The 19564-nt window shown below is 69.7% G+C and carries 20 protein-coding genes and 1 pseudogene; 16 read left to right on the top strand and 5 right to left on the bottom strand.

From position 1 onward, the window contains the following. Window positions 1–31 precede the first annotated feature (31 nt). Window positions 32–955, top strand: a complete 924-nt coding sequence (locus DMP23_RS08240; protein WP_337820663.1) for an ATP-binding cassette domain-containing protein — start codon at window positions 32–34, stop codon at window positions 953–955. Continuing rightward, on the top strand, window positions 955–1782 hold the full coding sequence (locus tag DMP23_RS08235) for an ABC transporter permease (protein ID WP_337820662.1): 828 nt from the start codon (window positions 955–957) through the stop codon (window positions 1780–1782). Before DMP23_RS08240 ends, DMP23_RS08235 begins: the two co-directional genes overlap by 1 nt. Window positions 1783–2040: 258 nt before the next feature. On the opposite strand, the gene DMP23_RS08230 is transcribed toward DMP23_RS08235, so the two are convergent. Together DMP23_RS08230 and DMP23_RS08225 are read right to left on the bottom strand one after the other, a co-directional pair. Then, entirely contained in the window at window positions 2041–2670 is a 630-nt protein-coding gene (locus DMP23_RS08230) for a ScbR family autoregulator-binding transcription factor (protein ID WP_337820661.1), read from the bottom strand. A gap of 136 nt (window positions 2671–2806) precedes the next feature. Continuing rightward, on the bottom strand, window positions 2807–3517 hold the full coding sequence (locus tag DMP23_RS08225; protein ID WP_037810550.1) for a TetR family transcriptional regulator: 711 nt from the start codon (window positions 3515–3517) through the stop codon (window positions 2807–2809). Between the two features lie 344 nt (window positions 3518–3861). Here DMP23_RS08225 and DMP23_RS08220 point away from each other — a divergent pair, with 344 nt between their 5' ends. From DMP23_RS08220 to DMP23_RS08200, 5 genes are all read left to right on the top strand, one after another. Further along, the gene (locus DMP23_RS08220) at window positions 3862–4092 is read left to right on the top strand and encodes a hypothetical protein (RefSeq protein ID WP_037810549.1); all 231 of its coding nucleotides are present in this window, start codon (window positions 3862–3864) and stop codon (window positions 4090–4092) included. Beyond that, window positions 4089–4859 (top strand): ABC transporter ATP-binding protein, encoded by a 771-nt coding sequence (locus DMP23_RS08215; protein WP_134729745.1) that lies wholly within the window; start codon window positions 4089–4091, stop codon window positions 4857–4859. The genes DMP23_RS08220 and DMP23_RS08215 overlap by 4 nt, the downstream gene beginning before the upstream one ends. Beyond that, entirely contained in the window at window positions 4856–7408 is a 2553-nt protein-coding gene (locus DMP23_RS08210; protein ID WP_337820660.1) for an ABC transporter permease, read from the top strand. The genes DMP23_RS08215 and DMP23_RS08210 overlap by 4 nt, the downstream gene beginning before the upstream one ends. 94 nt (window positions 7409–7502) lie before the next feature. Then, window positions 7503–8390 carry a nucleotide disphospho-sugar-binding domain-containing protein gene (locus DMP23_RS08205; RefSeq protein ID WP_337820659.1) on the top strand — a complete coding sequence of 296 codons (888 nt, stop codon included), beginning with the start codon at window positions 7503–7505 and terminating at the stop codon, window positions 8388–8390. 59 nt (window positions 8391–8449) lie between these two features. Beyond that, a complete protein-coding gene (locus DMP23_RS08200) occupies window positions 8450–9022 on the top strand; it encodes a hypothetical protein (protein ID WP_205673189.1) in 573 nt (190 codons plus the stop codon). Between the two features lie 86 nt (window positions 9023–9108). Here DMP23_RS08200 and DMP23_RS08195 read toward each other — a convergent pair whose 3' ends face one another. Next, window positions 9109–9876, bottom strand: a complete 768-nt coding sequence (locus tag DMP23_RS08195) for an AfsR/SARP family transcriptional regulator (RefSeq protein ID WP_037810546.1) — start codon at window positions 9874–9876, stop codon at window positions 9109–9111. A gap of 275 nt (window positions 9877–10151) precedes the next feature. On the opposite strand from DMP23_RS08195, the gene DMP23_RS08190 reads away from it, so the two are divergent. Continuing rightward, window positions 10152–10769: a ScbR family autoregulator-binding transcription factor gene (locus DMP23_RS08190; protein ID WP_275291344.1), complete on the top strand. Its 618-nt coding sequence runs from the start codon at window positions 10152–10154 to the stop codon at window positions 10767–10769. Between the two features lie 128 nt (window positions 10770–10897). Here DMP23_RS08190 and DMP23_RS08185 read toward each other — a convergent pair whose 3' ends face one another. Continuing rightward, window positions 10898–11524 carry a ScbR family autoregulator-binding transcription factor gene (locus tag DMP23_RS08185; protein ID WP_037810545.1) on the bottom strand — a complete coding sequence of 209 codons (627 nt, stop codon included), beginning with the start codon at window positions 11522–11524 and terminating at the stop codon, window positions 10898–10900. Window positions 11525–11707: 183 nt separating this feature from the next. Between DMP23_RS08185 and DMP23_RS08180 the strand changes: the two are divergent. The 7 genes and pseudogenes from DMP23_RS08180 to DMP23_RS08150 form a co-directional block, all read left to right on the top strand. Then, window positions 11708–12598: pseudogene (locus tag DMP23_RS08180) on the top strand (ScbA/BarX family gamma-butyrolactone biosynthesis protein); the annotation flags it as partial. 74 nt (window positions 12599–12672) lie between these two features. Then, window positions 12673–13638 (top strand): NAD-dependent epimerase/dehydratase family protein, encoded by a 966-nt coding sequence (locus tag DMP23_RS08175; RefSeq protein WP_337820658.1) that lies wholly within the window; start codon window positions 12673–12675, stop codon window positions 13636–13638. A 127-nt stretch (window positions 13639–13765) separates the two neighbouring features. Continuing rightward, window positions 13766–14674, top strand: a complete 909-nt coding sequence (locus DMP23_RS08170) for a ribonuclease Z (protein ID WP_337820657.1) — start codon at window positions 13766–13768, stop codon at window positions 14672–14674. Between the two features lie 8 nt (window positions 14675–14682). Further along, on the top strand, window positions 14683–15078 hold the full coding sequence (locus tag DMP23_RS08165) for a hypothetical protein (RefSeq protein WP_337820656.1): 396 nt from the start codon (window positions 14683–14685) through the stop codon (window positions 15076–15078). Window positions 15079–15429: 351 nt separating this feature from the next. Further along, the gene (locus tag DMP23_RS08160) at window positions 15430–16050 is read left to right on the top strand and encodes a dihydrofolate reductase family protein (protein WP_337820655.1); all 621 of its coding nucleotides are present in this window, start codon (window positions 15430–15432) and stop codon (window positions 16048–16050) included. A 19-nt stretch (window positions 16051–16069) separates the two neighbouring features. After that, window positions 16070–16393, top strand: coding sequence for a YciI family protein (locus tag DMP23_RS08155; protein WP_337820654.1), 324 nt, complete (start codon window positions 16070–16072; stop codon window positions 16391–16393). Further along, the gene (locus DMP23_RS08150) at window positions 16390–17607 is read left to right on the top strand and encodes an RNA polymerase sigma factor (protein ID WP_337820653.1); all 1218 of its coding nucleotides are present in this window, start codon (window positions 16390–16392) and stop codon (window positions 17605–17607) included. The genes DMP23_RS08155 and DMP23_RS08150 overlap by 4 nt, the downstream gene beginning before the upstream one ends. Before the next feature lie 28 nt (window positions 17608–17635). Here the strand turns inward: DMP23_RS08150 and DMP23_RS08145 are convergent, their stop codons facing one another. After that, on the bottom strand, window positions 17636–18163 hold the full coding sequence (locus DMP23_RS08145) for a GNAT family N-acetyltransferase (protein WP_337820652.1): 528 nt from the start codon (window positions 18161–18163) through the stop codon (window positions 17636–17638). Window positions 18164–18446: 283 nt separating this feature from the next. Between DMP23_RS08145 and DMP23_RS08140 the strand changes: the two genes are divergently transcribed. Beyond that, window positions 18447–19418 (top strand): alpha/beta hydrolase, encoded by a 972-nt coding sequence (locus tag DMP23_RS08140; RefSeq protein ID WP_337820651.1) that lies wholly within the window; start codon window positions 18447–18449, stop codon window positions 19416–19418. The last annotated feature ends 146 nt before the right edge of the window (window positions 19419–19564 follow it).

Genomic DNA, 19564 nt, shown 5'->3' with positions numbered 1-19564 from the left:
TGACAAGACCCGAACGAGGAGAGGTAACCCCATGGTCACCGGCTACGCAATCGAAGCACGGGGGCTGCGCAAGTCCTACGGCGACGTGAAAGTGCTGGAAAGCGTCGACCTGAGCGTGCGGCGCGGCACGATGTTCGCGCTGCTCGGCCCCAACGGCGCCGGGAAGACCACGACGGTGCGGATCCTCAGCACCCTCCTGGACGCCGACGGCGGCACCGTGACCGTCAACGGGCACGACCTCGCCGGGTCCAAGCGGACGGTGCGCGAGCAGATCGGCCTGACCGGACAGGACACCGCGGTCGACGAACTGCTCACCGGCCGCGAGAACCTGGAGATGATGGCCCGGCTGTTCCACCTGCCCGCCGCGCGGGCGAAGGAACGGGCCACCGAACTGCTCGCGCAGTTCGACCTCGTGGAGGCCGCGGGCCGCCAGGTCAAGACCTACTCCGGCGGCATGCGGCGCAGGCTCGACCTGGCGATCAGCCTGATCACCTCGCCGCCGGTGCTGTTCCTCGACGAGCCGACCACCGGCCTCGACCCGCGCAGCCGCTCGGCGATGTGGGACGCGATCCGCGAGTTGCTCAACGGAGGCACCACGATCCTGCTCACCACGCAGTACCTCGAGGAGGCCGACCAGCTCGCCGACCGGATCGCGGTGATCGACAAGGGCCGCGTCGTCGCTGAGGGCACCGCCGCCGAGCTCAAGCGCAAGGTGGGCACTGAGCGGTTGAAGCTCACCTTTGCCACCGCCGCCGACGCGGCGCGCGCGCACGAGGTCGCCGGCGGGGTGCTGACCGGCGAGACGGTCAGCGTCGCGATCGACCAGCCTGCCCAGGTCCGGCAGGTGCTCAATCGGATCGACGACGCGGGCCTCGAGACCACCGGGCTGGAGCTCTCCGAGCCGACCCTCGACGACGTTTTCCACACCCTCACCGGAACCGCGGGAGCGAACTGATGACCCAGACCCTGTCCAGGGAGATCGAGGGGACGCAGATCCCCGGCTCCCCGAGCCGCTCGTCGTTCGCGCTCGCCCTGTCCGATTGCCGGGTGCTGGTCGCGCGCAACGTCAAGCACATCGTCCGCAACCCGGAGATGCTGATCCAGGCGTTCTCGCTGCCGATCGTGCTGCTGCTGCTGTTCCGCTTCATGTTCGGCGGCGCGATCAACCTGCCCGGCATGGCCTACGTCGACTATCTGGTGCCCGGACTGGTGGTCGTCAGCATCGGCTTCAACTCGACGACCACCGTGGTCGGCGTGGCCGCGGACCTGACGCAGGGCCTGGTCGAACGGTTCCGCTCGATGCCGATGGCGGGCTCGGCCGTCCTCGTCGGCCACGTCGTCTCCGGCGTGCTGCGCAGCATGCTTTCGCTCGTGGTGATGGTCGTGGTCGGACTGGCCATCGGATTCCGCCCGGCGGGCGGCGTGCTCGGCTGGCTCGCCGCGACCGGACTGCTGGTGCTGTTCGCCGCCGGCGTGTTCTGGCTCGCCACGCTGGTGGGGTCGATCGCCAAAACCGTCGAGGGAGCGGGCGGCCTCGGCATGATCTTCGTGTTCGTCCCGTACGCCACCAGCGCGCTCGTCCCCACCGGGTCGATGCCGTCGGTGCTGCGGGCCGTCGTCGACAACCAGCCGGTGACCGTGGTGATCGACGCCGTCCGCGGCCTGATGAACGGCACCGCGGTGGCTTCGACGGTGTGGCTGGCGTTCGCCTGGTCGGTCGTCCTCACCGTGATCGGCGCGTACCTCGCGATCCGGAAGTTCCACCAGCGCGCCCGCGGCTGACCCCCTCGCCGCGGTGGCGAAGGCGGCCCGTGCCCCCGAGCACGGGCCGCCTTTTTCTTGAACCCGAGACGCGGGCTGCGTCGAGTTCGCCGTCGGAGATGTGCAGCGAGTAGCCGTCCGGCCTGGCGCCCCGGCGGCGTACTAAACCGACTCCCCGGTTTTCCAGGTAAAACAGACTGGTCGGTTTGTTTGCTGATCACCATACGCCGCACGAAAATGGGCGGCCCCGCACCACCGGGCCGCCCATTTTCCGAAGCCTCAGACCCCGGACGTCTCCTGCTCCGCGCCGCGCGGATCGAACCGGTGCAGCCGCCGCGGCGGGACCACCGAGCTCAGGATCAACGTCCACATGTACGCCGTGCGCTCGAGCAGGTCGTTGCGGCCGGTCAGCACCTGGGAACTCAGCTGAATCCCGGTGAACGACGCCTGCACGTACACCGCGAGGTCGTACGCGTTGATCTCCTTGCGCACATCGCCCGCTGCCTTCGCCGCGAGCAGGCAGCCGTGGATCGTGTCGATCCACCGCTTGTACGCCGCACCCGCCGGCGCGATGAACGAACCCTGCTCGATGACCAGCCGGACGCTCGCCCGGACCCGCACGTCGGACTGCAGGCTGGCCGCCATCCCCTGGGTCAGGTCGATGACCGTCTGCAGCCCCGGGCGTTCGATCGCCGCGAGCGGCTCCCATACCGTGAACTGCTCCTCGATCAGCGCGTCGGCCAGGTCTTCCTTCGACTTGAAGTGGAAGTACAGCGCACCCTTCGTGACGCCCGCTTCGGCCAGGATCTCCGACAGGCTCGCGCCGAGGAAGCCGACGGCGTCGAACCGCGAGGCGGCCGCCTCGAGGATCGCGTTCCGTGTCTGCTCCGCACGCTCTTGGCGAGCCACAGCGGCCCCTCTCGCTCTGGCGGCTCGGTCCACAGCAGACCCCCGCCCAGAAGGACAGTCTACGTCCCGGCGGCCCGGAAAGCCACTAAAAACCGCTCGGTTGGTATGGTTTTAGCGGGGGAGCAGGGGGCGCCGGTCAGGGGAGCAGGGCTGCGATTCCGTCCAGGACTCGTTCCAGCGCGAAGTCTTCGGGCGCGGCGGCGGGCCAGCCGCGGGATTCGGCCAGTTCGGCCAGGTGCGGATAGCCGCCTTCGGACAGTCGCGGTTGCAGGAAAGCTCGTACTTCGGCGGAGTATTCGGCGGATTCGGGGGAATCCGGGTCGGCCGCCGTCCGGCGGCGGTCCGCGGTGGCCCGGACGACCGCCGAAACCAGCTCCGCGCACCCCAGTGCGTCCACAGTGGACAAACCGGCTCCGGTGAAAATGTCCAGGAGCTGTTCGGTCCAGCGGAGGCGGTGCGGGGTCAGGCTCTCGCGGACGTCCAGCAGCCAGGGGCGGGCGGCGTACCGTTTGGCGGCGGCGTCCGCCCAGGCCCGGACCGCGGAGCGCCACTCCAGGCCCGCGGCGGGTTCCGGGGGCGGGCCGAATCCGGTCTCGGCCAGCAGGATCAGCAGTTCGTCTTTCGAGCTCACGTAGCGGTAAAGCGCGTTGGTCGTCAGCCCGAGCGCGGACGCGATGTTCGGCAGCGACGCCGCGGCCAGGCCCTCGGTGTCGGCCAGTTCGACGGCGGCCGCCACCACCGCCTCGACGGTGTGCGACGGCTTCGGCCCGCGACGCGGGCGCGGGCCGCCTTGCCATGCCGGGGACAGACCTGGGGGCAGGGCGCGGGGGTCGGGCTCGATCGGCATCTTTCGCTCCGGGACGTCTTTCAGTAAACTGTGCAAGTCTTACACCGATCTGGCCTGGGGGCGAGCCAACGTGAGCGAGACCAATCGATCCGGGGCCGGGAGCGCCGCCGAGGCTGAACGGCGCACCCCTGTTTCGCGACGGCCAGCGCGCTGACCTGGTCCGGCATCGGCGGGAATCCGGACCCGCCGCAACTGCTTCGCGCCCCGTCCGGCGGCGCCGTCTGAGCTGCTCCGAGGCCCTGTTGCCGGGCCCTGGGGTTTCCCGATCAACCGGGGTCCGCTAAACTGTGCAAGCCTTACACAATTAATCCCGACTCCGCCGAAGCCGTATTGGGGGGCCTCTCATGTCGGAGAGCACCGAGAAGACCCGTTCGGGGAGCGGATCCGCTCGCCTGATCGTCACGATCGCCTGGGCGGCCGTCCTCGGCGTCCAGTTCGTCATCTGGCTGCTGATGTGCCTCATCAGCATGTCCTTCAAATGGCCGTTCTGGCTGTGGACGCTGGGCGGCGGCGTGATCGTGCTCGGGGTCTGGTGGTCGCTCGACCGCCGCGGTTCCGGGAACGGATCGGAGTGAACGACGTGTCCACCACCACCACTTCCGTGGCAACGCCGGTCCAGTTGGACGCGGTGCACAAGACCTACGGCCGCGGCGAAAGCGCGGTCGAAGCGCTCGCCGGCGTGTCCGTCGCCTTCCCGGCAGGCACTTTCACCGCGGTGATGGGCCCGTCCGGTTCCGGCAAGAGCACGCTGCTGCACTGCGCGGCCGGGCTGGACACGCCGACCTCGGGCACGGTCACCCTCGTCGGGACCGACCTCAAGGGCAAGAACGAAACGAAGCTCACCGAACTGCGCCGCGAGCACGTCGCGTTCATCTTCCAGTCGTTCAACCTGATGCCCGCGCTGAACGTGGAGCAGAACGTCACGCTGCCCACGCTGCTGGCCGGCCGAACGCCGGACAAGGCGTGGGTGGACCAGGTGATCGCGCGCGTCGGGCTGTCCCAGCGCGTGAAGCACCGGCCCGGCGAACTGTCCGGCGGGCAGCAGCAGCGCGTCGCGATCGCCCGCGCGCTCGCAGCCCGCCCCGCCGTGGTGTTCGCCGACGAGCCCACCGGCGCGCTCGACACCACCACCGCGCTCGAGGTGCTCGGCCTGATGCGCGAATTGGTCAGCGCGGGCCAGACGATCGTGATGGTCACGCACGACCCGGTCGCCGCGTCCCACGCGGACAACGTGCTGTTCCTGGTCGACGGCCGGATCGTCACGCAGATGGCGAGCCCGAGCGTCGACGCGGTGGCGAGCACCCTGGCGCACCTCGGCGAGCAAGCGAGGAGGCAGCGGTGAGTTCGCGGCGAGTCGTGCTCGCGCTCGCACTGTCGAGCCTCCGGTACCGCGCGGCGGCGTCGCTCGCGTCGTTCATCGCCATCTTCGTCGGCTGCGGTCTGCTGATCGCGTGCGCCGGGCTGTTCGAGACGGCGATCGTGCTGAAAGCGGCCCCGGAACGGCTGTCCGCCGCGCCGCTGGTCGTCGGCGGGTCCGCCGGGTTCAAGCTGCCGGACGAGGAATCGCAGGTCGTCCCGTACGCCGAGCGTGCGGTGCTGCCGGAGGACCAGGTCGCCAAGATCTCCGCGGTGCAGGGCGTCGGACAGGCGGTGCCGGACGTTTCGTTCGCGACCGTGCTGCTGCACGACGGTGCGCCCGAGCCGGGTGCGTCTGTCCTTTCCGGACACGGCTGGGATTCCGCTTCGCTGGGCGGATACAAGCTGACCGAGGGCGCGGCTCCGAACACGCCGGGCCAGGTCGTGCTCGACGCGGCCACCGCGTCCGCGGCCGGCCTGCACGCGGGTTCGGCCGTCGACCTGGCGGTGAACGGACAGCGGCAGTCGTTCCAGATTTCCGGCGTCGCACAGCCTTCGCAGGCCGTGCGCGCGCCCGCGTTCTTCTTCTCCGTCGCGGACACCCAGCGGTTCAACCCGCATCCCGGCACCGTCGGGCTCGTGGGCGTGTTCCCGGCCGACGGGATCGACGCGACCGAACTGGCGGGCAAGATCTCCGAACAGGTTCCGGCGCTGACGGTGCTGACCGGCGACGACCGCGGTTCGGCCGAATTCGTCGGCGTGAGCGGAAGCCAGCTGCCGCTGATCCTGCTCGCGGCGATCTTCGGCGGCATGGTGCTGGTCGTGATGGCGCTCGTCGTATCCGCGACGATCAGCCTCACCGTCCGGCAGCGGCAGCAGGAACTCGCGCTGCTGCGGGCGACCGGGGCGACGCCGAAACAGGTGCACCGCATGGTCGTCATGGAGACGATGGCGGTCGGCGCGCTCGCCGCGGTGTGCGGGGCGTTCCTGGGCAGCCTGCTCGGGAACTGGATCTTCAGCACCAGCGGCTCGCTCGGCATCGTGCCGGACGAACTCGCCTTCACCCAGGACATCATCGCGTTCGCGGCGGGCATCGTCGTCACGCTCGCGATCACCTTCGGGGCCGCGTGGTTCGCCGCGCTGGCCGCCGCCCGGGCCCGGCCGATCCAGGCACTGGCCGAGGCGGCGATCCCCGGGGCCAAGGTGAACGCGGTGCGCCGCATGGGCGCGCTGATCTGCGGTGCGGCCACCGTGCTGCTGGCTTCGACCACGATCTTCATGCCCGCCGACAGCGCGGCGGCGATCGGCGGTCCGGCGCTGCTCACCGGTGCGATCGGCGTCGCGCTGCTCGGTCCGGAGATCATCGCCTGGGTGGTGGACCGGTTCGGTCCGTTCGTGCGCCGGGTCGCCGGCCGCGACGCCACGCTCGCGGTCATCAACACCCGGGCGCGGGCCGTCGCGTTCGCCGCGGTGCTCACGCCGATCACGCTCGCCAGCGCGGTCGCGCTCGGCAACGTGTATTCCGAGACCACCGCGCAGAAAGCGCAGGTCAACGCGTACGCCGGGCAATTGCAGGCGGACGCCGTGCTCACCTCGACCGCGGGCGGGTTCTCGCCGGACCAGCTCGCGCAGATCCGCAGCACGCCAGGGGTTTCGACCTCGTCGCCGCTCGTCACGAGCTCCGGCTGGATCGAAGATCCGTACGACGGCAACGGAAGCGACCCGTTGCGGCTGCTGGGCGTCGCCCCGCAGGACCAGGGCGGCACGGTGCTCTCCACCGAGGTCACCGAAGGTTCGCTGACGGCATTGCGCGGGGATTCCGTGGCGCTGCCCGCATCGGTCGCCGACAGTCTCGAGATCAAGGTCGGTGCCAAGATCAAAATGCGGCTCGGCGACGGGGCACAGGTCCCGGTGACCGTGGTCGCGCTGCTGGACAGCCCGTCCAGCTACGCGAGCATGGTGTTGCCCGCGGATCTGCTGGCCGCGCACACCACCAGCGGCCTGGCGTCGCAGGTGCTCGTGCGGGGCGGCGACGCCAGCGCGATCGTGTCGGCGCTGTCCGACCGGACGAAGGACTGGCCCGGGGTCACGGTCGGCGACGACAGCACGCTCGCCGCGAGTTTCCAGGCGAGTGCCGACGTCGAGGCGCTGATCAACTACCTGCTGGCGGTGCTCGCCATCGCGTACGCCGCGATCGCCGCGGTGAACACGCTCTCGGTGGCGGTGCTGGCCCGACGGCGGGAGTTCGGCGCGCAACGGCTCGCCGGAGCCGACCGCGGGCAGGTGAAGCGGATGCTGTTCGTGGAAGGCGGGATCGTGGCGGTGACCGGGCTCGTGCTCGGCATCGTGATCTCGCTCTTCACCGTGGTGCCGATGGCGCTGACCACCGGCGAGATCATCCCGTCCGGACCGGTCTGGGTGTTCCTCGCCGTGGTGCTCGCGATCTTCCTGATCGTGTGGCCGGCGACCGCGCTCTCGGCGAGGCTGGCGATGCGCCGCAACGCCGTCGAAGCGGTGAAAATGCCCGGCCAGTAACGATTTCTAGGGGTACGCCGGGCCGGGCCAGGGTGGATAGTCTCGAAAGGACTGTCCACCCCGGCCCGGCTTTTGTCGTTTCTGGAGCTATCCCATGCGTGTACTCCTGGCCGCGCCGTCCTCGACCGCCCGGCTGCACACCCTGGTGCCGCTGGCCTGGGCGCTGCGGACCGCCGGACACGACGTGAAAATCGCCGGACGCCCCGCGTTCGTCGAGAACATCCTCCGCACCGGCTGCGTCGCGGCCGAACTCGAAGACGGCGACGCGGAACTGACCGAATCCGCCGCGCTGGTCAGGTTCGCGCGACTGTGGCGACCCGCTGTAGTCGTGTCGAACGCACCCGCCGGAATCACCGCCGCCCGCGAGGTCGACGCCAAGGCAGTTCGCGTGCTCGGGCCGTCGGACTTCGACGGCACCGCGGACCACACACTCGACGTCGTCCCTCCTTCATTGCGAGACAAGGACTCTCCGGGAACTTCAATACGGCACATTCCGTATTTCGGTCCGGCCGAGATCCCCAACTGGCTTCGTCGCAAGGCATGCCGCACTCGCATTCTCCTGTCGCTGACCGATCCTTCCTGGTATGAGCCAGTCTTCAGCGCACTGTCCGATGTGGACGCCGAGTTCGTCTGCAAGGCGGAACTGCCAGCCGGGCTCACCCTGCCGCCGAGCGTGAAACTAGTCGACTCCGCGCCTCCTTCTGCCGTGCTGCCGACCTGCGCGGCGGTGGTGCACGACGGCGACGAGACCTTGGCCCTTGCCGCAGTGGCGTACGGGCTGCCGCAGCTGTCGTTGACCGAGTCCGCCTTCGGTACCCGCGTCACCGCTGCGGGCGCGGGGCTTACTGGTTCGGTGGAAGAGCTCTCCCGACTCACCGACGACACACTTCGCGCGGGTGCGGATGCGTTGCGTGCGGAGGTAGCCGCGTTACCGGCCCCTCGCGCGGTCGTCGCCCCCCTGCTCCCGCTAGGTCCGCTTTAGATCGCTCCGGCACTCTCTGTGGAGTAGAGAGGACCACTGCGTGAAGTGAGGTGGCGGCAATGCCGACCCGGGTGATGGAAAAGCCGGTCGATCCAGTGGCAGCGTGGCTGGCCCCGCTGGCGGACGACCCGGCGGGCGCGGTCGCGTTCCTCTCCGAGGTGACCGACCGCGTGTCGCGGCGCCACGGCTCGGGCAGAGTCCTGGTCCCCGGCGGCGGCCCGGTAGCGGACGCACTGGCCGGCGAAGGCTACGAGGTCCACCTGGAACCCGGCTCGCGCTTCGACACCGGCTACCTGGGCGCGGACGTGCTGTCCCGCCTGCCCGACCAGCGAGACCAGCTGCGCGCGATCGGCCGCTACAGCCGCCTCCTGCGCCCAGGCGGCGCCCTGGTGGTCCAGGGCCGCCACCCGGACCCGGCCTGCTGGACCGCGGACGCTCGCGTACGCGCGGTCGACGACGTCCGGCAAATCGTGCACCTGACTGACGCGTCGCTGCCCTTGCGCTACGTGTGGCCCGCCGAACTGGACCTGATGGCCGAACTGGCGGGCCTGGCCTTGGACAGCCGCTGGGGCGGCTGGTACGGCGAACCAGTCACGGGCGGCGGTTTCGTAGTGTCGGTTTACCGCAGCTGAGGCTCTCGCCCTAGCCCCACAGCACAAAGAACGGCCCGGTCTCCCGCTTGTGGCGGAAGACCGGGCCGAATCCGGCGCGGTCAGGATCAGACCGCGTCCGACATCTCGCCGACAAGAATGCTGTGGTGCAGCTTCCGCAACGAGCTCCCGGGCTCGATCCCCAGCTGCTGCACCAAATTCTGCCGAGCCGAAGCGAACGTCTCCAACGCCTCGGCCCGCCGGTTGGACCGGGCCAGCGCGGTCATCAAATACTCGGTGAACGTCTCCCGCAGCGTGTGCTCCTTGGCCAGCGCGGACAGCTGCCCGACGACCTCGCGATGCCGCCCGATCAACAGCTCGGTCTCCATCAGCAGCTCAAGGCAGCCGAGCCGGCTCTCCTCGAGCAGCGTCGCGTAAGCCTGCACGTCCGGCGAGTCGGCGAATCCGCCGAACGCCGCACCGCGCCAAAGGCTGGTGGCCTCCCGCAGCACCTTCGCCGCCTGCCCGTAGCCGCGGTCCCAATGCAACGTCCGCCCCTGCTCGTAAAGCCGGGTGAACCGGTCGGCATCGAGCTCGCCGATGCCGACGTGCAGCGAATACCCCCGCGGACTGGTGACCACCGGGCTCTCTTCCGCATCCTTGCTCGTGCCGCGCAGCAGTTTCCGCAGCTGCGACACGTACACGTACAGTGCCGCGCTCGCCCGCGCCGGCGGATGTTCGCCCCAGATCTCGCTGATCAGGTGCTCGGCGGTCACGACCTGGTTGTTCTTGGCCAGCAGCACGGACAGCAGGGTCTCGATCTTGCGGGCCCGCGGGGCGCAGACGCCGGGCCGGCCGCTCACTCTGATCTGTCCGAGAATTTCGTAGTTGAGCATGACTGCCCTCCGATGTCTCTCGCGCCGGACCCGTCCGGCGGCGCCCCCAGCGCCGCTGCCTGCCGGTCCGAGCCGGGTCCGTGACAGGACCATAGCAAACCGGGAGGTCGGTTTTCAAGGTAAAACCGGGTGGTTGGTCTGTTCCGGTCGCGACCTGCCGGATACGGCCAGGCAATCGGCCCTGCCGACTAGTAAACCGGGCGGTCGGTATGTCATGATGAGCAGGCCGGGAACCCACGCCGTGTCGTTCCCGGCGCGAGACGATGGGGAAGACGGTGACTAAACAGGCCCGTGCGGAGCTGACCAGGCTCCTGCTGCTGGACGCCGCGGCGACACTGTTTTACCGCGACGGCTACGCGGCCACGAGCATGGTGGACATCGCCCGCGAGGCCGGCGTGACCAAGGGCGGCCTGTACTTCCACTTCTCGTCGAAGGACGAGGTCTGCGACGAGGTGCAGTCGGCGGCCGTCGCGGTGCTGCACGGGCACGTCGCGCGAGCGCGCGGGAGCCGTCCGCATCTGCGCAGGCTGGCCGGCCTGAGCCGCGCGTTGATGGGCTGGCTCGCCGAGGACGCCAAGGTGGGCGCGAGCTTCCGGCTGGCCCGCGAAATGGGCTCGAACGACCCGAGGTTCGTCGCCTTCGTCCGCGCGTGGATGGGCCAGGTGCGCGCGCACATCGCCGCGGCGCACGGGGCAGGGGAGCTGAGTCCGCGCGTCCGCCCGGATCTCGCGGCGCTGCTGGTCGTGGTGACCTGCGTCGGCCTCGAAACGGCGGCGGCGAGCGGCACGATCCCGGCGGGCACGGATCTGGCGAGCACGCTTTCCGAGCTCTGGCGGGTGATCGAGGTGGCGCAGCCCGCGGATTCGTCCGCCGCCGAGGCAACGGGCACCTGAGCGGCCGCGACGTCTACGGGTCGAGAATTCCCTGCACTGCGCCAGCCAAGCGAACCGCGCGGATCCGCCGAAACCCGTTGCGCGGCAGCACCTTCACTGAGAAGACCGACCGCCCGGTTTCCCCAGTCTTACACCGCGTCGGCGGGAGGAGTCCCGGCCGGATCGAACTTGTGCAGCCGCCGCGGCGGGACCACCGCGTTCAGGATCGTCTGCCACATGAACGTGATCCGCTCGTGCAGGTCGGTCCGCCCGGTCAGCACCTGCGAACTGAGCTGGGTCCCGGTGAACGACGCGACGACATACTGCGCGAGATCGTGCGCGTTGACCTCTTTCCGCACGTCGCCCGCGGCTTTCGCGGCGAGCAGCAGGCCGTGCACGGTGTCGTTCCACTGCTTGTAGGCGTTCGCGGCCGGGGCGACGAACGACCCCTGTTCGATGACCAGCCGGATGCCCGCGCGCACGCGCACGTCGGTGCGCAGGCTGTGGCCCATGTTCTGGGTGAGGTCGATGGCGGTCTGCAGCCCCGGGTTTTCGACGTCGGCCAGCGGGTCCCACACGATGAACTGCTCGCGGATCAACGCGTCCGCCAGTTCTTCCTTGGACTTGAAGTGGAAATACAGCGCGCCCTTCGTCACCCCCGCCTCGGCGAGGATGTCCGACAGGCTCGCACCGAGAAAGCCGACCGCGTCGAACCTGGACGCGGCCGCGTCGAGGATGGCCTTGCGGGTCTGCTCCGCGCGTTCCTGGCGAGCCACTGCGCACACTCCTTTCGGGAAGCCGCGGGCCCGGAACGGCCGCGCAGGCACGCCAGTCTACCTCCGTCCCGGCCATCGGATCCAGAAGAAAAAAACCGGTAGGTAGGTATGGTTTTGTCCGGCCGTATCCGCTAAACATGGTGTGGGGGTACTGGGGAAGTTCTTTTTTCTGGGAGGACCGACATGGTCGGTATGTTGTTAGAGGAGTCTGTCCGAGGAACCTTCATCACCGATGGCGAAAGTTCGCCGGGCGGACGCCCGGTCGACTTCCAGCAGACGATCCCGCGCAATCTCGTGCACCGCGCGGCCGTCTCGGAAGTTTTCGTCACTGATCTGAACATCGTGGGCGAGGGGCAGTTCGAGGTCGGCGCGCAGTGGCCGCGCCGGCACGGCTTCTTCGGCCCGCGCACCGCGGGGTCGCACGACCCCATGCTGTACGCGGAAACCACCCGCCAGGCGTCGCTGCTGATCGCGCACCGCGCCTACGGCGTTTCGCTCGGCAACGCGTTCATCTCCGACTGGAAGACCAGCTCTATCGCCCCCGAAGGGCTGGTCACCGAAGGTCGGCCGATCGACGTGGTGCTGCGGGCGAGCGCGCACGACCCGGTGTTCCGGGGCAAGAATCTCATCGGGATGCGGACCGAGTTCGGCTGCTTCCGCGACGACGAACTGGTCGGCACCGCTTCGGAAACCTGGCGCTGCGTGTCCCCGGCGGTCTACCGCCGGCTGCGCGGCGACCATTTCGCGGCGACGCCGTTCCAGGCCCGTGCGCTGCCCACGGTGGCCCCGGCGCTCGTCGGCCGGGACCGGGGGGAGGACGTGCTGGTCGCGGAAACCGCGGTGCCGGGCACCTGGTCGCTGCAGTTCGACCCGGACCATCCGGTGCTGTTCGACCACTCGGTGGACCATGTCCCGGGCATGGTGCTGATCGAGGGCGCGCGGCAGGCGGCGCTGCTGACGCTCGGCGATCCGTACGCGCTTCCGCTGCGTTCGGATTTCGAGTTCTCCGCCTACGTCGAGTTCGATTCCGAATGCCTGCTGGTGGCCGAGGAACTCGAACCGGACGCGGACGGCTGCCGCGTGGTGCGGGTGGTGCTGGAGCAGAAGGGCCGCGCGGCCGCCACCGGCATCCTGGCGATGCGCAGGTCATGGCTGCCGGCCTGGGGGCGGACAGTACGACCGGGGACATCCTCGTCACCGGAGCGACCGGGTTCATCGGTTCGGCGGTGCTGCGGGCGTTGCTCGCCCGCGGCGCCGCGGTGCGGGTGCTGGCGCGCGGTGCGGTGCCGGAGTGGATCACGCGATCCGGCGCGCGGATCCACCGAGGCGATCTCACCGACGCCGCCGGGCTGGCCGGGGCGTGCACGGGCGTCGCGACGCTCGTGCACGCCGCGTCCCGGATCGGCGGCACCGAAGAGGAATGCGCCGAGGTCAACGACCGCGGCACGGCCCGGCTGCTCGCGGAGGCGCACCGCGCGGGCACGCGCCGCGTCGTGTACCTCAGCACCTGCGCGGTCTACCGCGACGGCGAGCACCGAGGCGCGCCCGAGGACACGCTCGACCTCGGGCCCGCCTCGGCGACCAGTCGCACCAGGCTGGCCGGAGAACAGCAGGTCCGCGCCGCGGGCGGGATCGTTCTGCGGCCGCACCTGGTGTACGGCGACGGAGACCGGCACGTGGTCCCCGCGCTGGTGAAGTGGCTGCGGGCGGTGCCGGCGTGGGCCGCGGGCGGCATGGCTCGGACGTCAGTGGTGTCGTCGTGGGATCTCGCTGCCGTGCTCAGCGCGTTCGCGCTGGATCCGGCACTGGGCAGCCCCGGCGAGGTGTTCCACGTGGCCGACCCCGAACCGGTGCGGATGCGCGAGCTGCTCGAAGCCGTCTGCGGCACGCTCGACCTGCCGGTTCCCGATGCGGACCTGCCGCTCGCCGAGCACCGGGCGCGCACGCCGTGGCTCAGCGAGCACCAATGGTCGCTGCTCACCCGGGACCATTGGTACGACAGCGAAAAGGTCTGGAAACTCACCGGAGTGCCGCCGGGGCCGGGGTTGCGCGTCCGGTTGGCCCAAGCCCGGAACTGGTATCGGGAAACACTGGCAATTCCCGCGCCGGTCTGATCGGAGCGAATTCATTCGGCGATAAACGACGGCGGCCGTCCGGAAATTCGTCCCGGACGGCCGCCGCCGTTTCCGCGGAGTTCATTTCGGTGGCGGCGAACCCGGGCGCGGCGCGAAGATGATCGTCATGTCCCGACGCGAGCTCGTCGTGCTGGGTTCGGCGAGCCAGACGCCGACCCGGCACCGCAACCACAACGGCTATCTGCTGCGCTTCGACACCGACGGCGTCCTCTTCGATCCGGGCGAGGGCACCCAGCGGCAGATGATGTACGCCGGCGCGACGGCGAACGAACTCACGCACCTGTGCGTGACCCACTTCCACGGCGACCACAGCCTCGGCCTCGCCGGCATCATCCAGCGGCTGTCCCTGGACGCCGTCGCGCACCCGGTGCGCTGCCACTACCCGGCGTCCGGCCAGGAGTACTTCGACCGCCTGCGGCACTCGACGTCGTTCCACGAACGCGCCGAACTGGTCCCACTGCCGATCTCCGCCCCAGGCCCGCTCGGCGGCGCGCTGTCGGCGTACCCGCTGGAGCACCGCATCGACTGCTTCGGCTACCGCTACGCCGAACCGGACGGCCTCCGGATGCTGCCCGACGCTCTCGCCGCAGCCGGCGTCCAAGGCCCCGCGGTCCGAAAACTCCAGGCCGACGGCGTACTAGAGACCGCGAACGGCCTGGTCCGGCTGGAAGACGTGAGCGTGCCGCGCCGCGGTCAAGTGGTCGCGTTCGTGATGGATACCCGCCTGTGCGCCGGCGCGTTCGCCTGCGCACAAGAGGCAGACCTGCTGATCGCCGAATCGACCTTCCGCGCCACCGACGCCGACCTGGCCTACCGCTACGGCCACCTGACCAGCACCGACGCCGGACGGCTGGCCGCGGAGTCGGGTGCCAGGGAACTGCTGCTGACGCACTTCTCGCAGCGCTACCCCTACGAAGAGGCGGACCGATTCCGCGACGAAGCCGCGAAGGTGTTCGACGGAGAGATCCACGTGGCACGGGATCTGGACGTGGTGCCGCTGCCACCGCGCCGGTGAGGAGTGGAATGGTGCCACCGGTCCCCGCTGACCTGCTGGAAATCGCCGAAGCGCTCGTCCCTGGTGCCCCGGTCGGCTCCGCTCGCCTTGCCACGCAAGGGAATATGCACCACGTGGTGCTGCTGCCCGGCGTCGCCGCGGTACGAATCAGCAAGCGTCCCGATTCCGCCGCCGAGCTGCCACGCCGAACCGAGATCCTCCACGCGATCGCGGCGGCCGGCCTGCCGTTCGCCACACCGGAGCCGCTGACCCCGGTCACCAGCTTCGGCGACCGCGCGGCCGTCGCGCTTTCCTGGATAGACGGCGAGGGGTTGCCGGAAGGCGTCGGCGACCCAGCGGCGTTCGGTCCGCTGTTGACGGCACTGCGCGAGGTCGAGATCTCCCCGGCACTGGAAGCAAGCTGACCGGCGTCCTCGACTGGGACCTGGCGATCCTGGCCGACCCGGCAATCGACGCCGCGCTCGTCGCGACCTGGCACGGCTGGGACGTCCTCCGCGCGGCCGCCGACGAGGAGACCTACTGCCGCGCCCGGGCCTGGAACGACCCGATCGGCGTCGAACACCTCCACCCACTCCTCGCCGACAAGCCGCTGACCAGCATCGATGGCTTCGTCCGCGCCGTCGTGACCTGGCTGGAGACCCACCGCTAAAAATCTTCTCAAGAATTTTCGGCCGCGCTGTCGGATCGGGTCGCCGGTGTTCGTAGCAGTAGTGAAGCCGCCCGCAAGGGGCAGCACCGAAGCGAAGGAACCGACCATGAAGCTCACGACCGTGACCCAGCTGACCGTCGACGGAGTCGTGCAGGGCAACGGCGGCGCGTCCGAGGAAGACCGCCGAAACGGATTCGACCGCGGCGGATGGGCGCTGGGCAAGGGCGACCAGGACACGCTCGCGTTCATCAACGACACCTACCACCGCGCCGACGCCTTCCTGTTCGGCCGCCGGACGTACGACCTGTTCGCGGCCTCGTGGGGCATGATGAGCGCCAACGCCGCCCCCGGCCGCGAACGCATCCGGCTCGCCCTGAACGAGCGGCCGAAGTACGTGGCCTCGAAGACGCTCACCGCCCCGGCGTGGTCCGGCACCAGCGTCCTGTCCGGCGACCTGGCGACCGCCGTCGCGGACCTCAAGGCCCGGCCCGGCGGCGAACTGCAGGTGCACGGCAGCGGCACCCTGGTCCGGCGGCTGCTGGAATTGGACCTGGTCGACGAGATGATTTTCCTGGTGATCCCGGTGATCGTCGGACAGGGCCAGCGGCTTTTCCCGCAGAACGGCCCGGATCTGGCCCTGGATCTGGTTGAGTCACGAGTGGACACGAAGGGCGTGACGACGCAGGTCTGGCGCCCGGCCGGGCGTCCGCAGTACGCGGGCCGCTGACCTCAGAAAGGATCCTGCGATGCAGTACCTGATTTCCGTGATCCACGACCAGCCCCCTTCCGTCACGCCGGAGGAGGACGCGGCGATCGACGTTTTCAACGAGCGTCTCCAGATCGGAAACCACTGGGTCTTCGCGGGCGGTCTGGCCGCGCCGGAAACCGCGACCGTCATCGACAACCGGGACGAGGCGGGAATGGTCACCGACGGCCCGTTCCTGGAATCGAAGGAATACCTGGCCGGCTTCTGGATCATCGAGGCGCCGGACCTCGACGTCGCGCTCAAACTCGCCGCCGAAGGTTCGAAAGCGTGCAACCGCAAGGTCGAGGTGCGACCGTTCCAGTGAGCGACGTCCGGGAGGCGATCACCCGCGCCCACCGCGAGGAGTGGGCCCGGGTGGTCGCCGGTCTGACCAAACGTTTCGGCGACCTGGACATCGCCGAAGAAGCCGCCGCCGAGTCGTTCGCGACCGCGGTGGAGCGATGGCCGTCCGACGGCGTGCCGCCCAACCCCGGCGCCTGGCTGACCACCACCGCCACCCGCAAAGCCATCGACCGCATCCGCCGCGAAAACAAACGCGACGACAAGCAACGGGAGGCCCAGCCGGTGTACGACGCGACGCCTCCCCACCTCATCGACGACGACCGCCTCCGCCTGATCTTCACCTGCTGCCACCCGGCGTTGGCCGCCGAATCCCGGGTCGCCCTGACCCTGCGCATGGTCGGCGGCCTGACCGTGCCGGAGATCGCCCGTGCCTTCCTGGTGTCGGAAAGCACTATGGGACAACGGATCACGCGGGCGAAAGCCAAAATCAAGGCCGCCCGCATCCCGTATCGAGTGCCCGCCGCCGAAGACCTCCCGACGCGCGTGTCCGGCGTCCTGACCGTGCTGTTCCTGGCCTTCAACGAGGGCTACCTGGCCACCGGTCCCGACACCGACCCCGTGCGCCAGGACCTGACCGCCGAAGCGATCCGGCTGACCCGTCTGATCCGCACCCTGCTGCCCGACCACGGCGAGGTGACCGGCCTGCTGGCGCTGATGCTCCTCACCGAAGCCCGCCGCCCCGCCCGAGTGTCCGCCGACGGTGAGCTAGTCGCCCTGGACGAACAAGACCGTGCTCTCTGGGACGTGTCGCTGATCGCCGAAGGCCACCGCCTCGTACGCGAACGCCTCGCCACCGGCGTCGCGCCTGGCCGGTACCAGGTCCTGGCCGCGATCAACGCTGTGCACACGTCCGCGCGGGACATGCGCGAAACCGACTGGTCACAGATTCTCGCCCTCTACGACCAGCTCGTCCGTGTCGATCCGTCGCCGATCGTCGCCCTGAACCGCGCCATTGCCGTCGCCGAACTCGACGGCCCATCGGTGGCGCTGGGTTTGGTCGACGGTCTCGGGGACCGGTTGGCCGGATATCACCCGTACCACGCCACCCGCGCTGACCTGCTCCGCCGGTTAGGCCGCGACGAGGATGCGCGCGCGGCTTATGATCGGGCGATTGAGCTGGCGGGCAACACCGCGGAGACTGCTGCGCTGTCTCGTCGACGGGATGAGTTGCGGTAGGGGCGTCGACGCACGAAACGCCGGTCAGTCAGCAGCCCGACGTGCGCACATGCCGGTGCCCCCTGGCCGGGAAGTCCGGAGGCGCGGGCGGCAGCAGTTCAGCGAGCATGTAGCGGCATTTTTCCGCGACCCGGCAGGACGCCGGATTGTCTTCGGCATGCAGCAAGTCCAAACGGTTCACCCGGACGATCTGCTGTGTGTCGAGCGCCCACCGCGACGTGACTTCCAGCGCCCGGGCAGCGATGCCACGCCCGCGAGCTTGGGCAGCCGTCCAGTAGCCGACCTCGGCGGCGCCAGCGTCCCGGACCTTCACGACGACGTGACCGACCGGCGTGTCGTCGACCGCCGCCACCGCGAAGCTGAATTGCGTCGCGGAGTCCCAGCCGGATGCCTGTGCGTCCAGCCACCGCTGAGCCTCGGCGTCATTGGCAAGGGAAGTCGTCAACCGGCGGCGCAACAGCGGATCGCGATGTGCGTCGACCAACGCCTGCCGATCTTCCGACCTCCACGGGCGCAGTCGCAATGTGGTCCGGGGGATGGGGAGGAGGACAGTCACGACTTTCCATTCTGCACCGCCCAGACGTGTCTCGCCCAAATACGGACCGAGCAATGTCCTTGCCCGACAGCGGCTTCAGTTGTGCTGCCCGGGAATGTCGCCGCAGTAGGGTAATCTCACCGCATGCTCATCGAGGTGGACAGAGGCTAGCCGCCGGGTTCTCGGCGGCGTACCGGCCGACGAGTGCCCTGGCCCGACTCTTTCCCCACCAATTCCCCTTCGCGCCCTTGGCGTGCGCTCCGCTGTGCGCTGGTCGCGGGGACGATGACCTTCAGGAGCACTCATGACGCACGATTCGCCGCGTCCGCCATTCGACCCAGAACTCGCCGCGGTGCTGCCCGCACTAGCCGACCACGTGCCGATCGGCATGACCGCGGACCGCTTGCCGCACTACCGGAACCTCCCTTTCCCCAGCATCGAAGACCAAATCGGCGACCGCCCAGTCCGCTGCGCCCACCACACCATCACCGGCTACGACGGCGCGGAGATCGGGGTCTCCGTCCTGTCCCGCACGGACCACGAGACCCCCGGCCCCGGCATCTACTACCTCCACGGCGGCGGAATGGTGATGGGAGACCGCTTCGCCGGAGCGAGCCCGCTGATCGAATGGGTGCTGAAGTACGACGCGGTCGCCGTCACCGTCGAGTACCGGTTGGCCCCGGAACATCCCGACCCGGTCCCCGTCGAGGACTGCTACGCGGGCCTGCGCTGGACGGCCGCCAACGCGAACGCCCTGCGCTTCGACCCGCAACGCCTAGTGATGTTCGGCGGCAGCGGCGGCGGAGGACTAGCCGCCGGCACCGCGCTACTGGCCCGCGACCGAGGCACCCCGACGCTGCTCGGCCTGCTGCTGCAATGCCCGATGATCGACGACCGCAACGAGACGGTGTCGTCCCGCCAGTACGACGGCACCGGCGTCTGGGACCGGACCAGCAACCTGACCGCGTGGACAGCCGTCTTGGGCGACCGCCGCGGAACCGCCGACGTCTCGCCCTACGCAGCACCCGCCCGAGCAACCGACCTGAGCGGCCTCCCGCCGACCTTCATCGACGTCGGCGCGGCGGAAGTCTTCCGAGACGAGGACGTCGCCTTCGCAACCGCGATCTGGGCATCAGGAGGCAACGCAGAACTCCACGTCTGGGGCGGCGCGTTCCACGGCTTCTACGACCTCGCCCCGGACTCTGCCCTGGCCCACGCGTGTGTCGCGGCTCGTGAGTCGTGGCTCGAGCGGTTGCTCGGCCTCCCGATGCCGTAGCGGGACCGCGCGTCGTCCCGCTGAGGTTGGCGGGGCGGCGCGTTCCACGGCTTCGCCCCGGACTCTGCCCTGGCCCACGCGTGTGTCGCGGCTCGTGAGTCGTGGCTCGAGCGGTTGCTCAGTCGCCCGATGCCGTAGCGGACCGC

This window comes from Amycolatopsis sp. A1MSW2902, from assembly GCF_017312175.1.
Taxonomy (GTDB): Bacteria; Actinomycetota; Actinomycetes; order Mycobacteriales; family Pseudonocardiaceae; genus Amycolatopsis; species Amycolatopsis nivea.
This window is presented reverse-complemented; position numbering and strand designations above follow the sequence as displayed.